The following is a 20,665-nucleotide window of genomic DNA, read 5'->3' as shown; positions in this document are numbered from 1 at the left end:
GTTTTTCGTCGTTGCTAGAAAAGTATCGTACTTACAGTGCGTTCGATATTCGTAGCGATCCCATGGATGGGGTAGCTAGGCTGTTGGTATTTGGTATTTCGCATGACTTATACTTTATATCCCGAGTACATCCCTGGTTTAAGTGCCAGGTATATATGCATAACATTCAGCATTGATTCGGGACAAGGGCCGATGCGGCTTCGAATGAATCATTAGTTTTCCCTGCTCGAAGACTGTCGGAAACCTCTGTACCTTCTTTCGATATAGACGTAATGCCCGCGTATACGTCGACAGTAAGGGAGGCTCGAGTTGTTTGGGAGAACTGCCGTTCGTGGACATCAGCTGAACATCATGAGCGCTAAACCCATTAGATTCTTGCTTCCACCAACTATACTCATCCGTTCGTCCCCACCAACGCGCTGAATGTAACTGCTATAGGTGATACCTACCGAGTGGCAATATTGCCACCCTTTCCATCTCAGCATAATCGAAATCCAACGGGCTCCATCCGGCAGAAATGTGCCAAGAAGAGACGGTAGAGGTTCAAATATAGAAACCAGATTAGGGCTAGCATGAGAGGAGTCAGTCTTAGTAGTAAATCGTCACCAATTTCAGGACAATGACATTCTTCCATGTCGTTATAATGCTCTCTGCTATAGGCAGCAACGTGTCAGGAACAGACATTTAGGCGGCAAAATGAAAAAAATACGAAGGCGCATCCATACGGCCATACGTCCAAACACTATTCCGGTTGACTGTATTGGAAAAATCACCGACAACGCTGTAATCGGCGGCACTGGCTTGCAATGCCAGCAACGCAGCTACCGCGAGAAAACCAAGACTGGGTAATTTAGCGCTCAATTTGAGCTCCTTCTAAAAATCTCAGACTAGATCACAAACGTGGCTTGCATTCGACATACCTTCTTTCACCTAATCATAATACGATAAATGAAAAGCAAACGTATGATGAAAGGCCAGGGGAAAAGAGACTTCAGTCGGATTCGCGACACAAAGTTGGAGGCCAGGTGATAAAGTAGGGCGCAAAACTGTCTTCCTATAACAAAGTTAGCCACCTAGGGGAAACATGGCGACGTCACATTCTCAATACCACTTCAGCGCCACACTTCAGACCGATGACGTCGCAGTACTGCACTGCCTTCGAGCGCTTTGCCAGTATTGGGCTGGTGGTCCATATCCACAAATTGGATGGGGCGGCACAAACCAAGACGACTGGAAGTCGCATGGCGGCGAGTTCGTCGTTCGTTTTACCACCGCAGCTCGCCGCGCGTCTTTTTTTGCCGATGCCAAGCGCCTATTAGCTGCGCATTGGTCGGAAGTTTCGCGAAACGACAATGACCCAGCCACACCGCAGCGCTAGCAACGGGATGGCTCTCAACTCGCTCCCATAAAGCACTTGATTCACAATAAACCTTTCTGAGAGACTTTCAGGCAATTTGCGACCGCCGACTCGATTACGCGGCTAACCTTCTTTCCAGTGGACTGCCTTTGGCAGCCGCTGCTCAAACGGTATACGACATGAACCGAATCGGTGACAACCTCCTCTGCGCCGGAGCCAATGAAGAAATCGTCCGTGCTTTTTCACATAAAGCCGTAGAATACATCGTTATTGGAGGTCTGGCTGTGGCTTGGTATTGCGCCACCCGGCAAGCGGATGACATGGATCTTCTTGTAAACCCTACACCCGAGAATTCACTGCGTATCTTTCAGGCCTTCGCCAGTTTGCGCCTGGACGGTCATAACGAGCGATTCGCAAAGCCTGGGCTGCAGGTACAGTTGAAGGGAATGTACTACTGCGAAATTCTCACCCCGAGAAAAAACGACCCAATGTATTCAGAACTTGCCGAGGACGCCGTAGACGCAAAATTGTTCGATATCCCCGTTCAGGTAGCGTCTGTCGCATCACTCCTTCGGATGAAGGAACTCGCTGTTGCTTCTGCGGAAGCAGTGAAAGACAAGCACCTCAGAGACATTGCGCTTCTGAAAGCACGGCTTATATAACCCGTCGCTCAACTTGGACGCGCGCTCCGTTGGCTTTGACGTTGAATGCCGCTTTTTGCAACACCGATATCCTTTAGTGTCGGGAACAGACCATAGCGACCGGCAGATCCGTGCCACAAGCAGACTTTCAAAACTCGACTCCCGGAAGCCTCAACATCGGCCTTAACGGCCATTCAGGGTGGACAGTGGGACGACTATATGCAGCGCCTTCATTTTCATGCGCGTAGGAGGTATGCGCCATTCTGCTTTATCCAAGCCAAACTCGGACCACTCCGCTTTACGGAGCTCACTGGGCCTCACAAACAACATGGGGCCAGTCGTAAGGCGTAGCGTGTGGAATATGTCCCGCTATACCCATCAATGGCGCGCAGTAATTCGCCTATTGCCTTCGGGTCTGTAATGGTGGGGTAATGTTTCCTATTGGCTGGCGGTAGTGCGCCCCGCAAATCGGCAGACGGATCACGTTGCGCCCGTCCGGTGGCTATGGCATAGCGGAGGACTTGGCCACAATTTTGATGAACACGGTGCGCGGTATTTAGTGCACCTCGGCTTTCAATGCGGCGCAGCATGGCCAGCAACTCAGGCGCGGTTATCTCGCCGATAGGGCGCCCACCTATCCACGGAAATGCGTCAACTTCCAGCCGTCTAATCACCTTGCTTGACTGTGTACCAGCCCAATTAGGAGCATGTTTAATAAACCACTCACGAGCGACAACCCAAAGCTATTTTCTGTCAGCGCCACACTCGCCGCTTTTTGCGCCTTCTTTACCGCACTAGGATCTGCATTATTGGCCAATAGTTTGCGCGCACTTTCACGCCGCTCCCGTGCGCCCGATAGACTTACGTCTGGATATACCCCCAAAGCTAAAACCTTTTCTACCCCCGCAAAGCGATATTTGAGCCGCCAATACTTGGCACGGTGAGGTTGTACCAGCAGATACAAACCGCCATCGTCCGATAGTTTCTAAGGTTTTTCGATCGTTCTCGTCTTTTTAACTTCCAGGTCAGTCAGTGCCATTTACAGCCCTTCTATTCGTTTTGGGGGTATCGCGTTCACTTGTTTTACTTCATCCCCCCAAAGATACCCCCACTTGAGGGTGGATTGCAAAGAATTTGTTAGGACTGCTTCGGACAAGAAAAAACCCACAAGAGTTTAATCATGTGGGTTTTATGGATGCCATCGGACTGCTGTGGATTGTATAGTGGTGGAGACGAGGAGGATCGAACTCCCGACCTTCGCATTGCGAACGCGACGCTCTCCCAGCTGAGCTACGTCCCCGATTGGTGCGCGTATTTTATAACAAAAATCTGCGGCTTAATATGAAGTTGACAAAGGATAAGCTATCACAGATATCTCGCGTGCGATGGCCGGAAAAATTTGAAACTCCTCACACCCAGTCCTTGCCAATCAGGAAATCCGTATAGAGCTTCTCCTCAGCACTGCCAGCCTCGGGTTTCCAGTCATAACGCCATTTCACGATAGGCGGTAGCGACATTAGAATAGATTCGGTGCGCCCGCCCGATTGCAGACCGAACAGTGTTCCACGGTCCCAGACCAGATTGAATTCCACATAACGGCCCCGACGGTAAGCCTGGAAGTCGCGCTCACGCTCGCCATAAGGCGTGTTCACGCGGCGTTCGAGGACCGGCACATAGGCGGTCAGGAAGTGATTGCCGACACTTTTGGTGAGATTGAAGCAGCTGTCGAAATCCGGCTTACCTAGATCATCGAAGAAGATGCCACCGATGCCTCGCGGCTCCTTGCGGTGCTTCAGGTAAAAATAGTCGTCACACCATTTTTTGAAGCGCGGATGATAATCGCCCCTGAACGGTTGCAGTGCATTTTTGCAGGTCTGATGAAAATGTATGGCGTCTTCTTCAAACCCGTAATACGGGGTCAGGTCCATGCCGCCGCCGAACCACCATACCGGATCAGCGTCCGCTTTTCGCGCTTCCAGATAACGCACGTTCAGATGTACGGTGGGGGCGTAGGGGTTACGGGGATGCAATACGATGGATACGCCCATTGCCTCGAATCCCCGTCCCGACAATTCCGGCCGTGCGGCAGTGGCGGAGGTGGGCAGCCCACCACCGAATACGTGCGAGTAGTTCACTCCACCCCGCTCGAACACGTTACCCTCTTCCATTACGCAGCTTAAACCACCGCCTCCTTCCGGGCGTTCCCATTTGTCGCGGTGAAAGCGTTTGCCGTCCACCTCCTCCAGGCGCTCGACTATACGTTCCTGAAGCCCGATGAAAAATTCTTTTGCTTGCTGAATGGTGTCCATTCAATCTCCGGATGCCGTTCCAATTCTGGTTCCGACGGCTTGGCTACAAATCTATCTTCGATGGTGATTGATGGCCCAATGGCCAATGTCGTGCCGCATCTGACAGCCATCGAAGCGGATTTGCTCGGCGACTTCGTAGGCCCGGCGCTGGGCAAGTTTTACGCTATCCCCCAGCACGGTGACGCACAGTACACGTCCGCCTGCCGTCACGATTTCCCTGCCATTTTCGCCATCCAGCGCCGTGCCCGCATGGAAAACGTAAAAATCTTTTTCTGATGTTTCCGATGCTTCCACTGACGCGGGGTTCGGCAAGCCATGGATCACATCGCCCTTGCGCGGCGAATCGGGATAACCGTGGGCAGCCATCACCACACTCAAGGCTGTGCGGCGGTCCCATTCGGCTTCCACCTTGTCGAGGGTTCCATTAACGGCATGCTCCATCAATGTCACGAGATTACTCTTCAGACGGAACAGGACGGCTTCAGTTTCCGGGTCCCCCATGCGGCAATTGAACTCGAGCACCTTGATGCCGCCATTCGGCATAACCATCAGTCCGGCATAGAGAAAACCCGTATAGGGCTCGGCTTCCTGGTCCATACCATTCATGGCTGGATGGATCACTTCGCGCATAATCCTTGCGTGCAGGGCCGGTGTAATGACGGGCGCGGGAGAATAGGCCCCCATGCCGCCAGTGTTGGGTCCCTGGTCACCGTCTTTCAGGCGCTTGTGATCCTGGCTCGTCGCGAGCGGCAGGACATGGCGGCCATCGGCCATGACAATAAAACTGACTTCTTCGCCTTCCAGAAATTCCTCGATCACGACGCGAGCCCCGGCATCGCCCAACTGATTCGCGACCATCATCGCGTCAACTGCATCATGGGCTTCAGCCAGCGTCATCGCGACAACTACGCCTTTGCCTGCCGCCAATCCATCGGCCTTGATGACGATGGGCGCGGCCTTCTCGTCCAGGTAACTATGGGCCTCGGCAGCGGAAGCGAAGGTGGCATAGGCGGCGGTGGGAATGCCATGACGCTGCATGAAGGCCTTGGCAAAATCCTTCGAGGTTTCCAGCCGCGCAGCCTGTTTGATGGGGCCAAAAATTTTCTGTCCGGCTGCGCGGAAGGCATCCACGATGCCTTCCGCCAAGGGCGCTTCCGGCCCGACGATGGTAAAGGCGATGGATTCCTTTTTGGCAAAGTCCACCAACTCCGGAATCGCTGTGACAGGAAGGTTCTCCAGGCCGTCTTCCAGCGCGGTGCCGGCATTGCCGGGCGCAACAAAGACCTTTACATTTCCGGGCGATTGAAGGAGTTTCCACGCCAAAGCGTGTTCCCTCGCGCCCGAACCGATTACAAGCAGTTTCAGTAGTTTCATTTTTCTAGATTCAAGTTAGCCCACGTCCCGGGGCGCCGCTTTTCGCACTTGTTGCTTAGCCACCAAAAGTTTAATAGATACCGTAAGAAAAACGGCACTCCATTTGGATAACCAAGGAAGAAAGCAGAACAAAATACCAATTGATATCGCCGTGAAACGGTATCTTCAACATAATCAATGCCTGAAATGCCGCGCCCCGGTGAATGCCATCGCCACCCCCCGCTCATCCGCAGCAGCAATTACCTCTTCGTCGCGTACACTGCCGCCAGGCTGGATAACCGCGCTGGCGCCCGCCTCGACGACCACGTCCAATCCATCGCGAAACGGGAAAAATGCGTCAGAGGCCACGACTGAACTGGCGAGATTGAGCCCGGCATTCTGTGCCTTGATCGACGCAATGCGTGCGCTATCCACCCGGCTCATTTGTCCCGCACCCACGCCCAGCGTCTGACCATTGGCGCAAAATACAATAGCATTGGATTTGACGAACTTCGCTACGCGCCAGGCAAACAGCAAATCCTGCAATTGTTGCGGTGTCGGCTGCACCTTCGTCACGATCTTTAGTTGTGCGGCGGTAACGTTGAGGTTGTCCGGTGTCTGTACCAATAACCCGCCACCCACTCGCCTGAAGTCAAAAGTATTGCTTCCGCTCTGAAACGGCAATATCAGCACGCGCACGTTGGTCTTCCGGGCAAGTATTTGTTGTGCCTCGTCAGTTAACTGCGGCGCAATGATCACTTCAACGAACTGTTTAATCACTGACTCAGCCGCGGCGCCGTCCAGCACGCGATTGAAGGCGATGATTCCGCCGAAAGCGGAAGTGGGATCGGTGGCAAACGCAAGCTCGTAAGCTGCAAGCGGCGTATCGGCCACTGCTACACCGCAGGGATTGGCATGCTTGAGGATGACGCAAGCAGGCAAATCAAATGTCTTGACGCACTCCCATGCGGCATCCGCATCGGCAATGTTGTTGTATGACAGCTCCTTGCCCTGCAACTGGTTATAGCTGGCAAGACTGCCAGGGGCAGGCGCCAGATCGCGATAGAAGACTGCCTGCTGGTGAGGATTTTCGCCGTAGCGTAAATGCTGGGCGATACTGAAATTGAGATTAAGCCGCTCGGGAAAGGCCTGGCGCTCTCCACTGTCGCCCTCCATCGAGGTTAGGTAATTACCGATGGCGCTGTCGTAGGCAGCGGTATGAGAAAAAGCCTTGCGGGCCAGCCGGAAACGGAAATCCTGTGCGACAGCGCCCTCGCCCGACTTCATTTCCGCCAATAGTGCTGCGTAATCGTCCGGATCGGTGATAACTGCCACGCTTTTATAATTCTTTGCCGCAGCCCGCACCATCGTGGGGCCGCCGATATCGATATTTTCAATAGCCTCTTCCAGACTGCATTCAGGCCGGGCGATGGTCTGGCTGAAAGGGTAAAGGTTCACAACCACCAGTTCGATAGTCGGGATTGCCGCCCTTTCCATGGCTGACATATGCTCGGGCAAGTCCGTCCGGGCCAGGATGCCCGCATGAATCTTGGGGTGCAGGGTTTTCACCCGCCCGTCGAGCATTTCAGGAAACCCGGTGTAGTCGCCAACTTCGGTAACCGCCAGGCCGGCATTCTGAAGCAGCCTGGCGGTGCCGCCGGTAGACAGGATAGCGACCCCTAGTTCATGCAATTCCCTCGCAAATTCGACAATGCCGGTCTTGTCGGAAACACTGATCAGGGCTTGTTTAATGAACATTCTTAATGGGACATTCGGGATTATTATTGGAACCGCCTTATATGTGGCGCTACTTTCGCAGCCGCTTATTCTAACCTGATCTAACCTGGCGGCTCCGCATCTCAGCAGCTGAACCACCTGGGGGAACGCCGGCGGATCGGCTAATCAGGCTTAACCGGGCTATTTGATCTGATACTGCTTCATCTTATTGCGTAGGGTATTGCGGTTAATACCGAGCAATTCGGCGGCGCGGGTCTGATTGCCGCCGGCGTGCTCCATCATCAGCTCGATCAGCGGCTTCTCTACGCTGCGTATAACCATATCATGAATGGCATGGGGCTTTTCCCCGTCCAGATCGTTGAAATAATCTTTCACCGCCGTGCGTACGCATCGGGCAATGTCGTTTTCGTTAATAATGCTCATGCAACCAACTCCTCAGCCTCAACGTAAGTCAACCGCCGCCCGTAGCCGGCGAGTTGACTGAAAAATTCGTTAACTGCCGACAACTGCTGGTCAGTGCTTTGCAACTGGTTCATCGCATGACGGAACCCTGCAGAACCAACCAGCCCTTTCGTGTACCAGGAGATGTGCTTGCGGGCAATGCGCACGCCCGAATATTCGCCATAGAAGCTATAAAGATCATACAGATGCTTGATGAGCACACGGTGAATCTCAGCGACTTCGGGTAATTGGAGATGCGTACCCGTGGCCAGATAGTGATCGATCTCCCGGAATATCCACGGCCGTCCCTGGGCGGCACGGCCGATCATGATGGCGTCCGCCTTGGTATAGTCGAGCACCTCTTTTGCTTTTTCGGGTGTAGTGATATCGCCATTGGCGACGACCGGAATTCCGACCGCCGCCTTTACCGCAGCAATGGTGTCGTATTCCGCATGACCCGTATAGGCGCAAGCACGGGTACGCCCATGAATAGCTAGCGCCTGGACCCCAGCGCTCTCAGCGATGCGGGCCACGGCAAGTGCGTTTTTATGCTGCTTATCCCAGCCGGTGCGGATCTTCAGGGTGACGGGAACACGTACCGCTCCAACCACGGCATCAAGTATTCGCGCTACCAGCGGCTGATCCTGCAGCAATGCGGAGCCCGCCATCACGTTGCAGATTTTCTTGGCCGGGCAGCCCATATTGATGTCTATGATTTGCGCCCCTTGCGCTACATTGTAGCGTGCAGCTTCAGCCATCATTGCCGGATCGGCGCCTGCGATCTGCACAGAAATTGGATCCACTTCGCCTTCATGATTTGCACGACGCCGCGTTTTTTCGGAACCCCATAGCAGCGAGTTGCTGGAGACCATTTCCGACACCGCCATGCCCGCGCCCATACTCTTGCACAACTGCCGGAAGGGGCGATCGGTCACCCCAGCCATGGGGGCGACGATTAGCTTATTTTTGAGAATGTGAGAACCGATCTGCATGATTTAACTCGAATGGCGATACCAGCGGCAAGGCCGCTGGAAGACAAAATAGTGCAATCTTAACAGGAAATGGTCACGACTTTCGAAACCGCCTATGACCGCCACAATTCATGCCTCGTTAAATTTCGGCAAAGCGCTGCTATCCAGCAATTGATCGTTCCACTTTTTTTATTGTAAAACAGGATGCTAGCGTACGCCCTTGGCGCATCAATAAATAGATGCAAGATTTTACAGGTAGACAATGGATCATATTAACTGTAAGTAATTACAGCCGCCCAAATACGCTATTTGATTAAAATCTCATGCCCTTCTACTCCAGGCAGTACCTTTTTTGTCGTTTTTACAGTCCGGTTAACCTCTCGCGCCGAACATCATGCGGCGTGCAACAAAACGCTTGGCTTGGGGCAGACAATCCAGTGCGCTGAGCCCCATGCTGCGCACGGTTCCCAATAGGAGATCATTATTGGAAAAGAGTTTCACCAGAGAATCGGTGAATATGCGACCGACGCTGCTGTCCAGTTGACGCTTATCGCGATATCTTGCAAGCATGGCCGGTGTGCCTGTCTGAGTGGGAGATGCGATAATTTCTTCAGCCAGCTCCCAGGCATCACGCAGGCCCAGATTGAAACCTTGTCCCGCAACCGGATGCAGGGTTTGTGCCGCGTTGCCAACCAGTACAACCCGGCAGGCCGTGACAGGAGTGGCGTATTTAAGCGCAAGGGGAAAACCGGATCGCTTGCCGGCCTCGACAAATTTGCCGAGGCGGTCGCCGAAATGACCGTGTAACCGGGCAAGAAATTCCGTCTCATCCAATGCAAGAATTTCCTGGGCAGCTGAAGGAGAAACTGTCCACACGAGGGAAAAGTGCTCCCCGGACGGCAGTAGTGCAACCGGACCGTCGGGCGTAAAGCGCTCATAAGCAACACCGGGCTGGACCTGCGCAGCAGCGTCGCTCGCAGATTCCGTTGTTTTGGAGGAACGCGCCGCAGATCCGCGCTTGGAGACCGATGCTTTTGCGGGCAGTTTCGCCGCTGGCGCCGACGCCGTGTTCGCGAAGTGCTTTGGGAAGGGCTCCGCGAAGTGTTCAGTCTTGACGCGTGCAACCACCGCCCACTGTTGATAGTCGTGCGCGTGTTGTGTTACGCCTTCAACTTGATCAATGAGGCGGCCTCCGTCTGCCACTACCAACAGCCTGGCCGTCGCTTTTTTTTCTACTCCATCGTGCTGAAATTCAACCTGTCCCAGCCCGGCATGGGTTTCCAGCCGGGTTACCTGCGCCCCGGTAAGATAGTCGGCATCACAGTTTTTCAGCGCCTTGTGCATGGCTCGAAACACATCGTGATAATTTATCACGTAGCCCAATGCCGGCACGCCAGTTTCCGCGGCGGTCAATACGGCGCGGCCCAGTCCGCCCTGATTGGAAATATGAATGGTATAGATGGGAGTGACTTCCGGTAACCCCTTCCATACGCCCAGACGCTGCAGGATGAGCCGGCTGCCGTAAGACAACGCCAGCGGCCGAGGATCTTCGGTTTTACCGGGCAGTCCGCGCGCCTCCAGCAACAGTACGGACACGCCACTGCCGCGCAGTGCCAGGGCCAATGCCATGCCCACGGGGCCGCCGCCGATGATGATCAGGTCGTAGTCGTATTGATGGATGTTCATTTGTTTCAGCCGGACTATTTCCAAATGGTTTGCCCAACTCCTCATTCCTCGTTTACAGCTTTATCCGCTCGCTTATGCTTTATTCTCGCTCCTGTGGATCCGTTTTGCGCGCTTTGTCAGTGCTTTCTTCAATAATTTCGGCATCCTCGATAACGATGTATTGTCCTTCCGCTGCATCCGCTGCATCCGCTGCGTCCGCGGATTGGCGCAACTTTCGTCGCAGCCACCATAACCGAAACCCCAGGCCAATGGCAATAACTGCAAACAGCGCAAGAAATGCGGTAAAGAAGAAAATGGCCAGAACCGCCATGATGATGAATGACGGCACAAGGAGCAGGTAAGCCAGCCAGCGGCTGGCCGGGCCGGCGCCCGTTTTCCCATCCCGGGATATGTGCCTGATGGTTATTTTATGGTTATCGTCCATTACTTCGGTTTCTTCCCGGTTTGTCCCGCTCCGCCATCAGTTCTTCAATTTCGGCAACGCCTTTGGGAGCAGCCGATGTCAACACTTCGCAGCCAGTCTCCGTTACTGTTACATCGTCCTCGATCCTTATTCCGATGTTCCAGAAATGCGGGGGAACGTTATCGGCGGGGCGGATGTAACACCCCGGTTCCACTGTCAGGGTCATGCCTGGCTGCAATGGGCGCCATTCCCCGCCAAGCTTGTATTCGCCGGCGTCGTGCACGTCCAGCCCCAACCAGTGGCCGGTGCGGTGCATATAGAAACGCTTGTAATCTTCCGATTGGATGACCTCGTCTACGCTGCCATGGCACAGCCCAAGATCCACGAAACCTTGAGCCAGTACCCGCAATGCGGCGTTATGCGGCGCATCCCAGGAATTACCCGGCCTTACCTCCGCTATTGCTGCCGCTTGCGCCGCCAGTACCAATTGATAGAGGTCCCGTTGTGCCGGACTGAATTTACCATCGACCGGAAATGTTCGCGTAATGTCAGACGCATAGCCGTCCAGCTCGCAGCCTGCATCGATCAATAATAAATCACCAGCCTTCAACGGGGCATTATTTTCAACATAGTGCAGCACGCAGGCATTAGCGCCGCCGGCGACGATAGAGGTGTAGGCCGGGGCCTGCGCACCATGGCGCCGGAACTCGTGCAGCAGTTCGGCCTCCACTTCGTACTCATTCATGCCCGGCCGGGTTTTCTGCATGGCGCGACGATGAGCGCCGCATGAAATCTCTGCCGCACGGCGCATGACCTGCAGCTCTTCTGCGCTTTTGGAGAGGCGCATCTCATCCAGCAGAAGCCGGATGTCATGAATTTCGGCGGGCGCGGTAACGCCGCAACGCGATTGTTGCCGTACCTGGCTGACCCAGCCGATCATGCGCGTATCCCATGCCGTATCATGGCCCAGTGCGCAATATACGGCGGACTGATCGGCCAGCAACCGTGGCAGTATTTCGTCGAGCTTGGCAAGGGGATATGTTTCATCAAAATCGAATGCTTCGCGCGCAGCTTCGGGGCCATAGCGGAAACCATCCCATATTTCGCGCTCGGTATTCTTCTCGCGGCAGAACAGAATGTGTTTCGACGTCCCTTTATCAGCCTCTGCCACTATCACCAATACCGCCTCAGGCTCGCCGAAGCCTGTCAGGTAGTAAAAGTAGCTATCGAAACGATAGGGGAAGTGCGCATCCCGATTTCGCACCTGCTCCGGTGCGGTGGGAACGATGGCAACGCCCTTCTGCATTTGGGATGCCAGGTAGCGTCGCCGTTCGCTGAAGGATTTGACAGATATCATGAGGAAGATTCTTACAGTATTTCGCCGATAAAGCAAAGTCAATCCGTGGATTGCGCTACGCTCCATCCGCTGCCGCGTGCGCTACGTGCTCCAGCGCTATCGAGCTGAAGGTCGAGCAGGCGAAGGCGCTCCGGTGTGCCTACGTCCACCCATGCTCCCCGATAATATTGACCACCAACCTTCCCCGCCGCGGTTGCCTCGCGCAGCAGCGGGGCAAGCCGGGCCATGGAACCGGGCATTACGTTTTTAAAGAGTTTTGGCTGATAGACGCCAATGCCGCTGAACGTAAGCTTGTTTTCTCCTGAAAGTGCCACTCTATCGGAATCGAGCGCAAAATCGCCCGCCGGATGATGGCCGGGGTTATCCACCAGCACGAGATGCGCCAGATCCTTATCGGGACTGGCCTCCATATGTTCCATAACCGGCAAAAGGGTGGAAAAATCCAATTCGCAATAAATATCGGCGTTCACCGTCAGAAACGGTTTTTCTGTCGGGCTATTTCCAGGCTCACCTCCCAGAATGGGCAGGGCCCGGGCAATACCCCCAGCGGTTTCCAACGCTACCGGCTCATGCGAATAGCGGATGTTCACGCCGTAACGTTTGCCGTTGCCGAGCGCCGCCTCGATCATGTGCCCCAGATGAGCATGGTTGATGACAATGTCACCAAAACCAGCACGCGCAAGATTTTCCAGGTGATATTCGATCAGTGCTTTGGTGCCGGCGCGCAGCAGCGGCTTGGGCAACGTATCAGTCAGGGGACGCATGCGCTCGCCGCGTCCAGCGGCCAGAATCATAGCCTTGAACTGAACCATTTCAGAAGGTATAACCAACTTTTGCTTCCGCCCTCTCATTGATCCGCCACTCATCCAGCAGTGTTAGCAGAGGATTAAGTTCGGCATAGCGCTCGCAAGCCTTGCGCAAATAATCCTCTACCAACGGCAGGGCTGCGAGGTAGTCGCTTTTGCCATCGCGATAATTCAGACGTGCAAAAATGCCCAACACCTTGAGATGGCGTTGCACGCCCATCCATTCAAAATCACGATAAAAATCGCCGAAATCAGTGGCTACCGGCAAACCGAGTTTTCGGGCCTGCTCCCAATAGCGGATCAGCCAGTCCAGGATACGTTCTTCGTCCCAGCGTATGTACGCATCCTTGAACAGCGAGACCAGATCGTAGGTAATGGGACCATAAACCGCATCCTGAAAATCGATAATGCCTGGATTGGGAGTAGTGACCATCAGGTTACGCGAGTGATAGTCCCGATGCACAAACACCTTCGGTTGCGCCAGATTGTTCTGCACAATGCGCCGAAAAATCCCATCCAGTTCCGCTTTCTGGGTTGCGCCAGGCGTTATCTGCAAATGCCTGGACAGATACCAGTCCGGAAAAAGGCTTAGCTCCCTGAGCAGCAACGCTTCGTCGTAATCGGGTAACGCACCTGGGCGGCTCGCAGCTTGAATTTTAAGGAGCACAGCGACCGCTTCGCGATATAAAAGGTCCGCCTTGTCTTCCTTATCATCCCTGCCGCCGACGTTATCGACACCGATGAGGTAATCGTTCAGCGCCTGAAGATAGGTTGTGCTGCCGAGGTCGGAAAGCAGCAGAAAGCCTTGTGTCAGATCCTGCGCAAGTATGCACGGTACATGCGCGCCGGCTGAGCCGAACAAGTCTGCCACCTGCAGGAATGGCGCGCTGTCTTCATGCTGGGGTGGCGCATCCATCGCGATTAATGTCCCATCGCTAAAAGTCACGCGAAAATAACGCCGGAAACTGGCGTCTGCAGAAGCAGGCGACAACGTAAAACTCTTATCGGAAAGCTGTGCCTTGATCCAGTTTTCGAGAAGGCGGAAACGTTCCATAATATGGCGCTGAATACTGCGCTGATTGCCTATTTGGCAGAAGTGTGAGATTTTAGCATGCATGCGTCACTCCTCATCCGACCGGATGGTGGAGCCGAAATTTATGGGAGAGAATCATGGCTAATCAAAAGGTACTGGACGAAGTTGTAACCAAGGTCAACGAACTGCTGGCACAGAGTCCCGTGAAGGATGTGGAGAAGAACCTGCGTGTTATGCTCGGAGGGTTATTCACCCGCCTGGATCTGGTCACGCGCGAAGAATTCGAGGTGCAGCAGGAAGTGCTGCAGCGCACGCGTGAGAAATTGACCGCGCTGGAAACGCGGGTGGCCGCACTCGAAGCTGCCGCGAAAGCAGATTTATCAAACACGTTGGATGTTCCACCGGAGACGCTGGACGATCTGTCGGAGACGGAGTAACGCAGTTAGCCGGAAAGCGGCACATGCTACTAACCGATCGCTAACCCGCTGCTTACCATGTCCGCTTTTTAAAAAATGCAGGGGATAGCTGATCCTATCAGCCGCCGATTTGTATTGCTCGTATCCAGCCTTGATTGAGAATTTTTTCGCATGCCCTTAGCTATTCTATATAGCCGCGCTATTTCGGGCATGGAGGCGCCACTGGTCACAGTGGAAGTTCATATTGCCAATGGCCTGCCCAGCTTTACCATCGTCGGACTGCCGGAAGCGGAGGTGAAGGAGAGTAAAGACAGGGTGCGGGCGGCGCTGCAAAACGCGCAATTCGAATTTCCCGCCAGGCGCATCACTGTCAATCTTGCCCCCGCCGACTTGCCCAAGGAGAGCGGCCGTTTCGACCTGCCGATCGCATTGGGCATATTAGCCGCCACCAGTCAAATCCCGTCGGACAAACTCGATAAATATGAATGGGCTGGCGAACTCGCACTGACGGGAGAATTGCGCACAATCCGCGGGGCCTTGGCAATGACTTACGGCGCGTCGCGCTCGGGGCGGAGTTTCGTGCTGCCTCTACAAAACGCGGCTGAAGCTGCGCTGGTCAAGGAAGCCGCGGTTTATCCCGCGTCATCCTTGCTTCAGATTTGTGCCCACCTTGCCAACCGCGAATCCCTGCAGCTTTACACCTACGGCGGAGCAGGCGCGGATGGAGACGCCGAAACAAACACGTCTCAGTACCCCGGCATGGAAGAGGTGAAAGGACAGGGCCATGCAAAGCGCGCGCTGGAAATTGCAGCGGCAGGGGGTCACAGTATGCTGATGGTGGGTCCGCCTGGCACGGGAAAATCCATGCTGGCCGCCCGCCTTCCGGGCATTTTGCCATCAATGACGGAGGATGAGGCACTCGAATCCGCAGCGATGCAGTCCCTGAGCAGCGGCGGATTCAACGTCGCCAACTGGAAACGGCGCCCTTATCGTTCGCCTCACCATACCGCATCGGGTGTCGCGTTGGTCGGCGGCGGGAGTAATCCGCGCCCTGGCGAGATTTCGCTGGCGATGAATGGGGTGTTGTTCCTGGACGAACTGCCGGAATTCGATCGCAAGGTGCTGGAAGTCTTGCGGGAACCGTTGGAATCAGGACGCATCACTATTTCGCGCGCGGCGCGCCAGGCTGACTTTCCCGCCCGATTCCAACTGATCGCGGCGATGAACCCTTGCCTTTGCGGTTACCTCGGCCATCACAGCGGAAGATGCCGTTGTACTCCTGATCAGATAACGCGCTACCGGGGCAAAATTTCTGGCCCTCTGCTTGATCGTATCGACATCCAGATCGAAGTCCCCGCCGTACCCGAGGAAGACTTGATGCGACAGGCGCGAGGCGAATCAAGCAGCAGAATCAGGCAACGCGTTGAAAAGGCCCATCATCGGCAAGTGGAGCGGCAGGGTAAGGCCAATGCGCGGTTGACGGTAAAGGATATGGATAAGCACTGTATACCGGATGCGCAGGGAGAGAACCTGCTCAAGCAAGCCATCAGCCGCCTGAATTTTTCCGCCCGGGCTTATCATCGCGTCCTGAAAGTAGCGCGCACCATCGCCGACCTCGCGGAAAGCGAGGATATAAGCAGCATGCATATCGCCGAAGCGGTACAGTACCGGAAGCTGGACAGAAATTAGCCTGGAACTGCGGAAATAGGGCGGAAGCACGGGACTGATTCTATCTCGGCGGGATTCCCCGTATTTCCGGAAAATTAACCGAAGGCTCGCGACACGATATAAATCGTCAGCCCTACCAGCCCGCCGATCAAAGTGCCGTTGATGCGGATATATTGAAGGTCTTCGCCTACCTGCTGCTCGATTCGGCGGGTAACGGTCTCGGTGTCCCAGTTACGTACCGTGTCCGCAATCAGCAAACCCACGTCGCGTTGGTGCGATTGCACTGCCTCTACTACCACATCGCGTATCCATTCATTGAGGCGCCAGCGCAACTCCTCTTCGCGCAACAGGGCGCGGGTGGCGGATTGCGTCGCTTCCCGCAGCCACGCCTTTATGGCCGAGTCTACGCTACCGATGTCTTCCCGCAGACTGTCACGGATGTCGCGCCACAAACCGGCGGCGAATTCGCGTAGTGCCGGATGATCCAGCAGCTTGCGCGTGTGCGCAGCAATCTGCTGGCGATACTTGGGGGATGATGCCAGCTCGGAAATCAATTTCTCGATGGCGGCATCGAGCTTGAGGCGCAGCGGATGCTCGGGCTCGCGCCCAATCTCTGCGACGACCTCCCGCAGCACTGCCACCACGCTATCAGCCACCTTGTCGTCCATCGAGAGTCGCTGCCAGAGCCAGGCCGTGTTCTCGCGCACGCGCTCGCGGATGCGCTGTTCGTTGGCAGTGACGTACTCGTCCGCTTCCCGCAACAGCTTGTCGAGCAACACCTGATGCCGCTTCTCTGCGATGAGCATCGCTAACACTTCGCCAAGCAGCGGGCCTAGATCGAAATGCTGTGCCCGTTTGGATAAACTGTCGGAAACGAAGCGCCGCACGTGGTGGTCCTCCACCGAATCCAGCAGTTGCGGAATCAGGCGGATCACACGGTCGGCAAAAATTTCAGTTCGCTCAGGGGTCGACAGCCATCGGGCCAGGTTGCCGGACAGGTCTACCCCGGCCAGTTTTGCCGAGACCACCTCGGGGGAGGCGAAGTTAAGCTCCACAAAACGTCCCAGCGAAGCACCTATGCGCTCCTTGTTGCGCGGAACGATCGCAGTGTGGGGAATTGGCAGGCCCAGCGGTTGGCGGAAGAGAGCCGTCACCGCGAACCAGTCGGCCAGCGCACCCACCACGGCTGCTTCTGCGAAGGCGCGAAGGTAGCCAATCGAGGGATGAATTGAGAGAAACACATTGGCGAGAACGAGAACGACGAGCATTGCAACCAGCATCCCGGTCGCAAGCCGCCGCATCCGGTTATCGGCGAGAGATGGCTTAAGGGAGCGTTTGTCCTGATCCGCGGCTTGTGGTTCGAATGGCTGCATCCTATGAATGGATCAAATTTAGAAGCACTTATTTCCAAAGCACTTTTTTCAATCTGTGTAAATTCAAAGTACCCTTTACAACGCCTTATAGTCAAGATGTTTTTAGCGGGAAGGCGATATTCAAGGGTCGGCCTGATGGGCGCGACACCTACCGGTAACTGTTATCCGCATGAAGAGAGATGTTTAAAAAATCACGTATCTGGCGCACCGGCGCCTTCAGACTGAGCCTACGGTTGAGCCCGACCAGGCTGACCCGCCCACCCGCCCACCCGCTAACCCGTCGACCCGGTACGGTAATCCTCTTCATTTCAACGGCATGGAAATATGCGAGTACCGATATTCGTTTGAATTCTGTAATTTTTGCGAATGTTAAATTTTTATGACAGTACTTGCATCTTGAAAGATATTGGCTATAAATAATTTTTTGGGCGGGGAAAAAAGGTGGAATCATGGCTTCAGAAAATTTTTTCAAAAGCAATGTTGTGACGGGACTGGCGGCGGGCGTGGGCGCGACATTGCTTGCACCGGTGTTACTTCCCATTCTGGCCAATATCGCCAAACCCCTCACCAAGGCGGCCATCAAGGCGGGCATTGTCTGTTACGAGAAAGGAGTTGAATCTTTCGCTGAATTTGGCGAAGTGATGGATGACCTGGTGGCGGAGGCCAAGTCGGAAATGAGTCTCGGTGCTGCGCCGGCTGCGGCAGTTGCTGCTCAGGCTAGCCAGACTGGCGACACAGCCGCAGGTTCGGCCTCGGCAGGCGCTACCCCAGCCGGTCACACCCGTGATAGAAGCCACGGTGCGCCTGGAGCTGCCGATACGCAGCCGGGTAAGGGTAATAAGGGTAAGGGTAGCGATTCTGCCCAAACTCCACCACCTCCGGATCGAGGTGCGTGATGATCCCGGCTGCACGCTTGGTACATGCCCTGCCGGGCAGGAAGCGCATCAGGGTTGCGGAAAAACGGGGGGACGAGAAGTATTTCGCCTCTCTTGAAAACGGCTTGGCCGACTGTCCTGGCATTCTGGCAGTGAATGCAAACTTTCTCACAGGGAGCGTACTGGTGCGCCACGCGGCAGATGATCTGCAAGTTTGGCGCTATGCGGCGGAGCGGGGATTATTCCATATCACTAACGATGAATCCGGCGCGCCTGCCGCGGCCCAGCCAGCCGTTTCAGATCGGAAGGCGGTCACACGGAATCGGAATTCACAAAAAAGGAATTTCCAGAAAATCTCAAGTGGGGACTTTAATTGGCGATCTTTGATATTCCTGGGCTTGGCCGGACTGGGCATTGCCCAGGCTATAGAGGGCAATATTGCGGTTCCGGCGGTAACGGCATTCTGGTATGCGCTCAATGCGTTCCCCAGGGCAAACGACGTTAATAATCTGGAGCGGCGTTTCGTGGAAGCAGAGCCGCCAGGCGGATTATCGAACGCTGAAATGTAAAAATGTGATCAAGCTTTGATCGTTTCCCCACATTGACCTGCAGGATCAGGGGGTCCAAAACCCACAAATTTGTTTTAAGCAAGACATGGCCCGTGGTTGAACAAAACCAATGCGAGAAAAACGCGCAAGCTTGCCGTCAAGCGGCGTGAGCAACCGCATCGAGCGGTAGAAGCGTCCAGAAGACGCGCTCCAGTATCATGACGGAAGGATTGCAGTTATAACGAGGAGGATTTTGAAATGACGACATCGAAAACCGGAAAACATCCCGATGAAGGGAAACACACTAGTAAAGAATCACATATCAGGGGAACGCACCCCGATAAAAAAAAGCCTGCCAGCGCAGGAACCCATCCAGATGAGAAAAAACGCGCCAGCACAGAAACTTACCGCGGTGAAGAAGGGCGAGCGGCTTCTCGAGCTACAGCTGCCCGGACCATGGGCACCGCCGGCGATACCGTAAAAACGGGCATCGCCACCAGTCTGAAAGGCATCGACGAAATCGAATCGGAAATCGTCAGCGTAGTGCGAAATACTGTATCCAACACGCTGAGAGCTACTGGCGCGGTCGGTGCGGAAGCAATCGAAGTAACCCGGGATGTGGTGAAAGGCGCCCTCTCCGCCACGGATGAGCTCGGGACTGGGCTGGTGGTCACCACCAAGAGTGTTGCAAAAGGAGTGTTGCTGGGCGTATCCGACGTCGGTGGTGATGTCGTCACGGCAGCGGCTGAGATCACAAAAGCGGCAGTGAAAGGTACTGCTGACATAGGAGGTGATACGACGCTGGTGGCGAAGCGAACCGTGGACGGCGTAATCGAGGCGGTCACCGAAACGGGTGGGAATGTCCTGGAAACCGCCAAGGCCGCAGCAAACGGGGCTGCCGAGGCGGCGGGTGGCATTGGCACAGCCGCGGTCGCCAGCGTGCGCGACATCCTCCTCACCGTCGTCGGCGGCGTCAAAGATGTGGCGAGTGCTGCACTGCCCAAGTCGTCCCGAGTGGAGGGCGGCCCACCTCCGGCACATCCCCGCCCAGGCAAGGATGCTGCATGACAGTTTGACCTGTTTGGATCCAGCGTTTTAGCAGCCATTCCCCCACGGTAGTTCGTTGTGCTGGTTCAGGTGTCGCTGCGTCAGCAGTTGCCCTGATACGGCGGCGCCGAATAGGGTGCGGCCGTTGTCAGCCTGTCGTTTCACTGAACCCCGACCGTTTCATCAAGCTGTAACAAAGTCCTGGTTAAATACGCGCCATGAGGAAGAAACCCGAATGGAGGCCAAATCATGGCTAATTATATTCATCACGTCCCCGGTCGGCTGCGCGTCAACACTCCGGCGCTGAAAAAAAACGAACCCCGCGCCCGGCAGTTGAAGTTTTACCTGGAAGGGATGCGTGGCATTCTTCAGGCTGAAACCAGCATCGTCACTGGCAGTGTTGTGATCAAGTACGACACGTGCCTGATAAATTCCACCACCATCCTCAATTCCCTGCGGGACCAGGGCTACATTCAGAACGCACATCCCGTTGTCATCCAGGCTATACAAGGGGCTCGTCCAGTGCAGAACGTAGCAGACATTTTCATGACAAAACTGGTCGAAACTGCTGTGGAACGCTCCGCTATCGCTCTGTTCTCGGCACTGATCTAGCGCGGGTTATCTTACACTCGCCCACATGCGCT

General features: G+C 54.9%; 22 protein-coding genes and 1 tRNA gene. 8 read left to right on the top strand and 15 right to left on the bottom strand.

Features of this window, described 5'->3' with window-relative positions; genetic code table 11:
- Nucleotides 1–684: 684 nt before the first annotated feature.
- Nucleotides 685–861, bottom strand: coding sequence for a hypothetical protein (locus tag BMX66_RS15720; protein WP_158593424.1), 177 nt, complete (start codon nt 859–861; stop codon nt 685–687).
- Between the two features lie 223 nt (nt 862–1,084).
- Here BMX66_RS15720 and BMX66_RS15430 point away from each other — a divergent pair, with 223 nt between their 5' ends.
- Nucleotides 1,085–1,378: a hypothetical protein gene (locus tag BMX66_RS15430; protein ID WP_143058246.1), complete on the top strand. Its 294-nt coding sequence runs from the start codon at nt 1,085–1,087 to the stop codon at nt 1,376–1,378.
- A 158-nt stretch (nt 1,379–1,536) separates the two neighbouring features.
- Nucleotides 1,537–2,019, top strand: coding sequence for a hypothetical protein (locus BMX66_RS13485; protein ID WP_143058245.1), 483 nt, complete (start codon nt 1,537–1,539; stop codon nt 2,017–2,019).
- A gap of 296 nt (nt 2,020–2,315) precedes the next feature.
- On the opposite strand, the gene BMX66_RS15835 is transcribed toward BMX66_RS13485, so the two are convergent.
- From BMX66_RS15835 to BMX66_RS13425, 13 genes are all read right to left on the bottom strand, one after another.
- Nucleotides 2,316–2,672 carry a tyrosine-type recombinase/integrase gene (locus tag BMX66_RS15835; protein WP_199679326.1) on the bottom strand — a complete coding sequence of 119 codons (357 nt, stop codon included), beginning with the start codon at nt 2,670–2,672 and terminating at the stop codon, nt 2,316–2,318.
- The gene (locus BMX66_RS15830) at nt 2,669–2,962 is read right to left on the bottom strand and encodes an Arm DNA-binding domain-containing protein (RefSeq protein WP_199679327.1); all 294 of its coding nucleotides are present in this window, start codon (nt 2,960–2,962) and stop codon (nt 2,669–2,671) included. Before BMX66_RS15830 ends, BMX66_RS15835 begins: the two co-directional genes overlap by 4 nt.
- Nucleotides 2,963–3,222: 260 nt before the next feature.
- Nucleotides 3,223–3,298 (bottom strand) — tRNA-Ala (locus BMX66_RS13475).
- Nucleotides 3,299–3,407: 109 nt separating this feature from the next.
- Nucleotides 3,408–4,307 carry an oxygen-dependent coproporphyrinogen oxidase gene (gene hemF / locus BMX66_RS13470; RefSeq protein WP_090883038.1) on the bottom strand — a complete coding sequence of 300 codons (900 nt, stop codon included), beginning with the start codon at nt 4,305–4,307 and terminating at the stop codon, nt 3,408–3,410.
- A gap of 51 nt (nt 4,308–4,358) precedes the next feature.
- Nucleotides 4,359–5,672: a phosphoribosylamine--glycine ligase gene (gene purD, locus BMX66_RS13465; protein WP_090883125.1), complete on the bottom strand. Its 1,314-nt coding sequence runs from the start codon at nt 5,670–5,672 to the stop codon at nt 4,359–4,361.
- Nucleotides 5,673–5,855: 183 nt separating this feature from the next.
- Nucleotides 5,856–7,418 (bottom strand): bifunctional phosphoribosylaminoimidazolecarboxamide formyltransferase/IMP cyclohydrolase, encoded by a 1,563-nt coding sequence (gene purH / locus BMX66_RS13460; protein ID WP_090883036.1) that lies wholly within the window; start codon nt 7,416–7,418, stop codon nt 5,856–5,858.
- Between the two features lie 159 nt (nt 7,419–7,577).
- The gene (locus BMX66_RS13455) at nt 7,578–7,820 is read right to left on the bottom strand and encodes a helix-turn-helix domain-containing protein (protein WP_090883034.1); all 243 of its coding nucleotides are present in this window, start codon (nt 7,818–7,820) and stop codon (nt 7,578–7,580) included.
- A complete protein-coding gene (dusB, locus tag BMX66_RS13450) occupies nt 7,817–8,830 on the bottom strand; it encodes a tRNA dihydrouridine synthase DusB (RefSeq protein WP_090883032.1) in 1,014 nt (337 codons plus the stop codon). The genes BMX66_RS13455 and dusB overlap by 4 nt, the downstream gene beginning before the upstream one ends.
- Before the next feature lie 351 nt (nt 8,831–9,181).
- Nucleotides 9,182–10,495, bottom strand: a complete 1,314-nt coding sequence (locus BMX66_RS13445; RefSeq protein WP_090883123.1) for an FAD-dependent monooxygenase — start codon at nt 10,493–10,495, stop codon at nt 9,182–9,184.
- A 79-nt stretch (nt 10,496–10,574) separates the two neighbouring features.
- Nucleotides 10,575–10,919, bottom strand: coding sequence for a hypothetical protein (locus tag BMX66_RS13440; protein ID WP_090883030.1), 345 nt, complete (start codon nt 10,917–10,919; stop codon nt 10,575–10,577).
- Nucleotides 10,909–12,255, bottom strand: coding sequence for a Xaa-Pro aminopeptidase (pepP, locus tag BMX66_RS13435; RefSeq protein WP_090883028.1), 1,347 nt, complete (start codon nt 12,253–12,255; stop codon nt 10,909–10,911). The genes BMX66_RS13440 and pepP overlap by 11 nt, the downstream gene beginning before the upstream one ends.
- 38 nt (nt 12,256–12,293) lie before the next feature.
- The gene (murU, locus tag BMX66_RS13430) at nt 12,294–13,049 is read right to left on the bottom strand and encodes an N-acetylmuramate alpha-1-phosphate uridylyltransferase MurU (RefSeq protein ID WP_090883121.1); all 756 of its coding nucleotides are present in this window, start codon (nt 13,047–13,049) and stop codon (nt 12,294–12,296) included.
- Between the two features lie 19 nt (nt 13,050–13,068).
- Nucleotides 13,069–14,115: an aminoglycoside phosphotransferase family protein gene (locus tag BMX66_RS13425; protein WP_090883119.1), complete on the bottom strand. Its 1,047-nt coding sequence runs from the start codon at nt 14,113–14,115 to the stop codon at nt 13,069–13,071.
- Nucleotides 14,116–14,231: 116 nt separating this feature from the next.
- Here BMX66_RS13425 and BMX66_RS13420 point away from each other — a divergent pair, with 116 nt between their 5' ends.
- Together BMX66_RS13420 and BMX66_RS13415 are read left to right on the top strand one after the other, a co-directional pair.
- A complete protein-coding gene (locus tag BMX66_RS13420; protein WP_090883026.1) occupies nt 14,232–14,531 on the top strand; it encodes an accessory factor UbiK family protein in 300 nt (99 codons plus the stop codon).
- A gap of 150 nt (nt 14,532–14,681) precedes the next feature.
- Nucleotides 14,682–16,199 carry a YifB family Mg chelatase-like AAA ATPase gene (locus BMX66_RS13415; protein WP_090883024.1) on the top strand — a complete coding sequence of 506 codons (1,518 nt, stop codon included), beginning with the start codon at nt 14,682–14,684 and terminating at the stop codon, nt 16,197–16,199.
- A gap of 74 nt (nt 16,200–16,273) precedes the next feature.
- On the opposite strand, the gene BMX66_RS13410 is transcribed toward BMX66_RS13415, so the two are convergent.
- Nucleotides 16,274–17,551, bottom strand: coding sequence for a DUF445 domain-containing protein (locus BMX66_RS13410; protein WP_090883022.1), 1,278 nt, complete (start codon nt 17,549–17,551; stop codon nt 16,274–16,276).
- 449 nt (nt 17,552–18,000) lie between these two features.
- Between BMX66_RS13410 and BMX66_RS13400 the strand changes: the two genes are divergently transcribed.
- The 4 genes from BMX66_RS13400 to BMX66_RS13385 all read left to right on the top strand — a co-directional run bounded on the left by BMX66_RS13400 (nt 18,001) and on the right by BMX66_RS13385 (nt 20,633).
- Complete coding sequence (locus BMX66_RS13400) at nt 18,001–18,447, top strand: DUF5132 domain-containing protein (protein ID WP_177168792.1); 447 nt, start codon at nt 18,001–18,003, stop codon at nt 18,445–18,447.
- Nucleotides 18,447–18,995, top strand: coding sequence for an HMA2 domain-containing protein (locus tag BMX66_RS13395; protein WP_090883016.1), 549 nt, complete (start codon nt 18,447–18,449; stop codon nt 18,993–18,995). Before BMX66_RS13400 ends, BMX66_RS13395 begins: the two co-directional genes overlap by 1 nt.
- 237 nt (nt 18,996–19,232) lie before the next feature.
- Complete coding sequence (locus BMX66_RS13390) at nt 19,233–20,042, top strand: hypothetical protein (RefSeq protein ID WP_090883014.1); 810 nt, start codon at nt 19,233–19,235, stop codon at nt 20,040–20,042.
- A gap of 228 nt (nt 20,043–20,270) precedes the next feature.
- Entirely contained in the window at nt 20,271–20,633 is a 363-nt protein-coding gene (locus tag BMX66_RS13385; RefSeq protein ID WP_090883013.1) for an HMA2 domain-containing protein, read from the top strand.
- The last annotated feature ends 32 nt before the right edge of the window (nt 20,634–20,665 follow it).

Origin of the sequence: Nitrosovibrio sp. Nv6 (assembly GCF_900110495.1) — a bacterium.
Classification (GTDB): Bacteria; Pseudomonadota; Gammaproteobacteria; order Burkholderiales; family Nitrosomonadaceae; genus Nitrosospira.
Note: the sequence above shows the minus strand (reverse complement) of the source record. Positions and strands in the feature narration are given on the sequence as shown.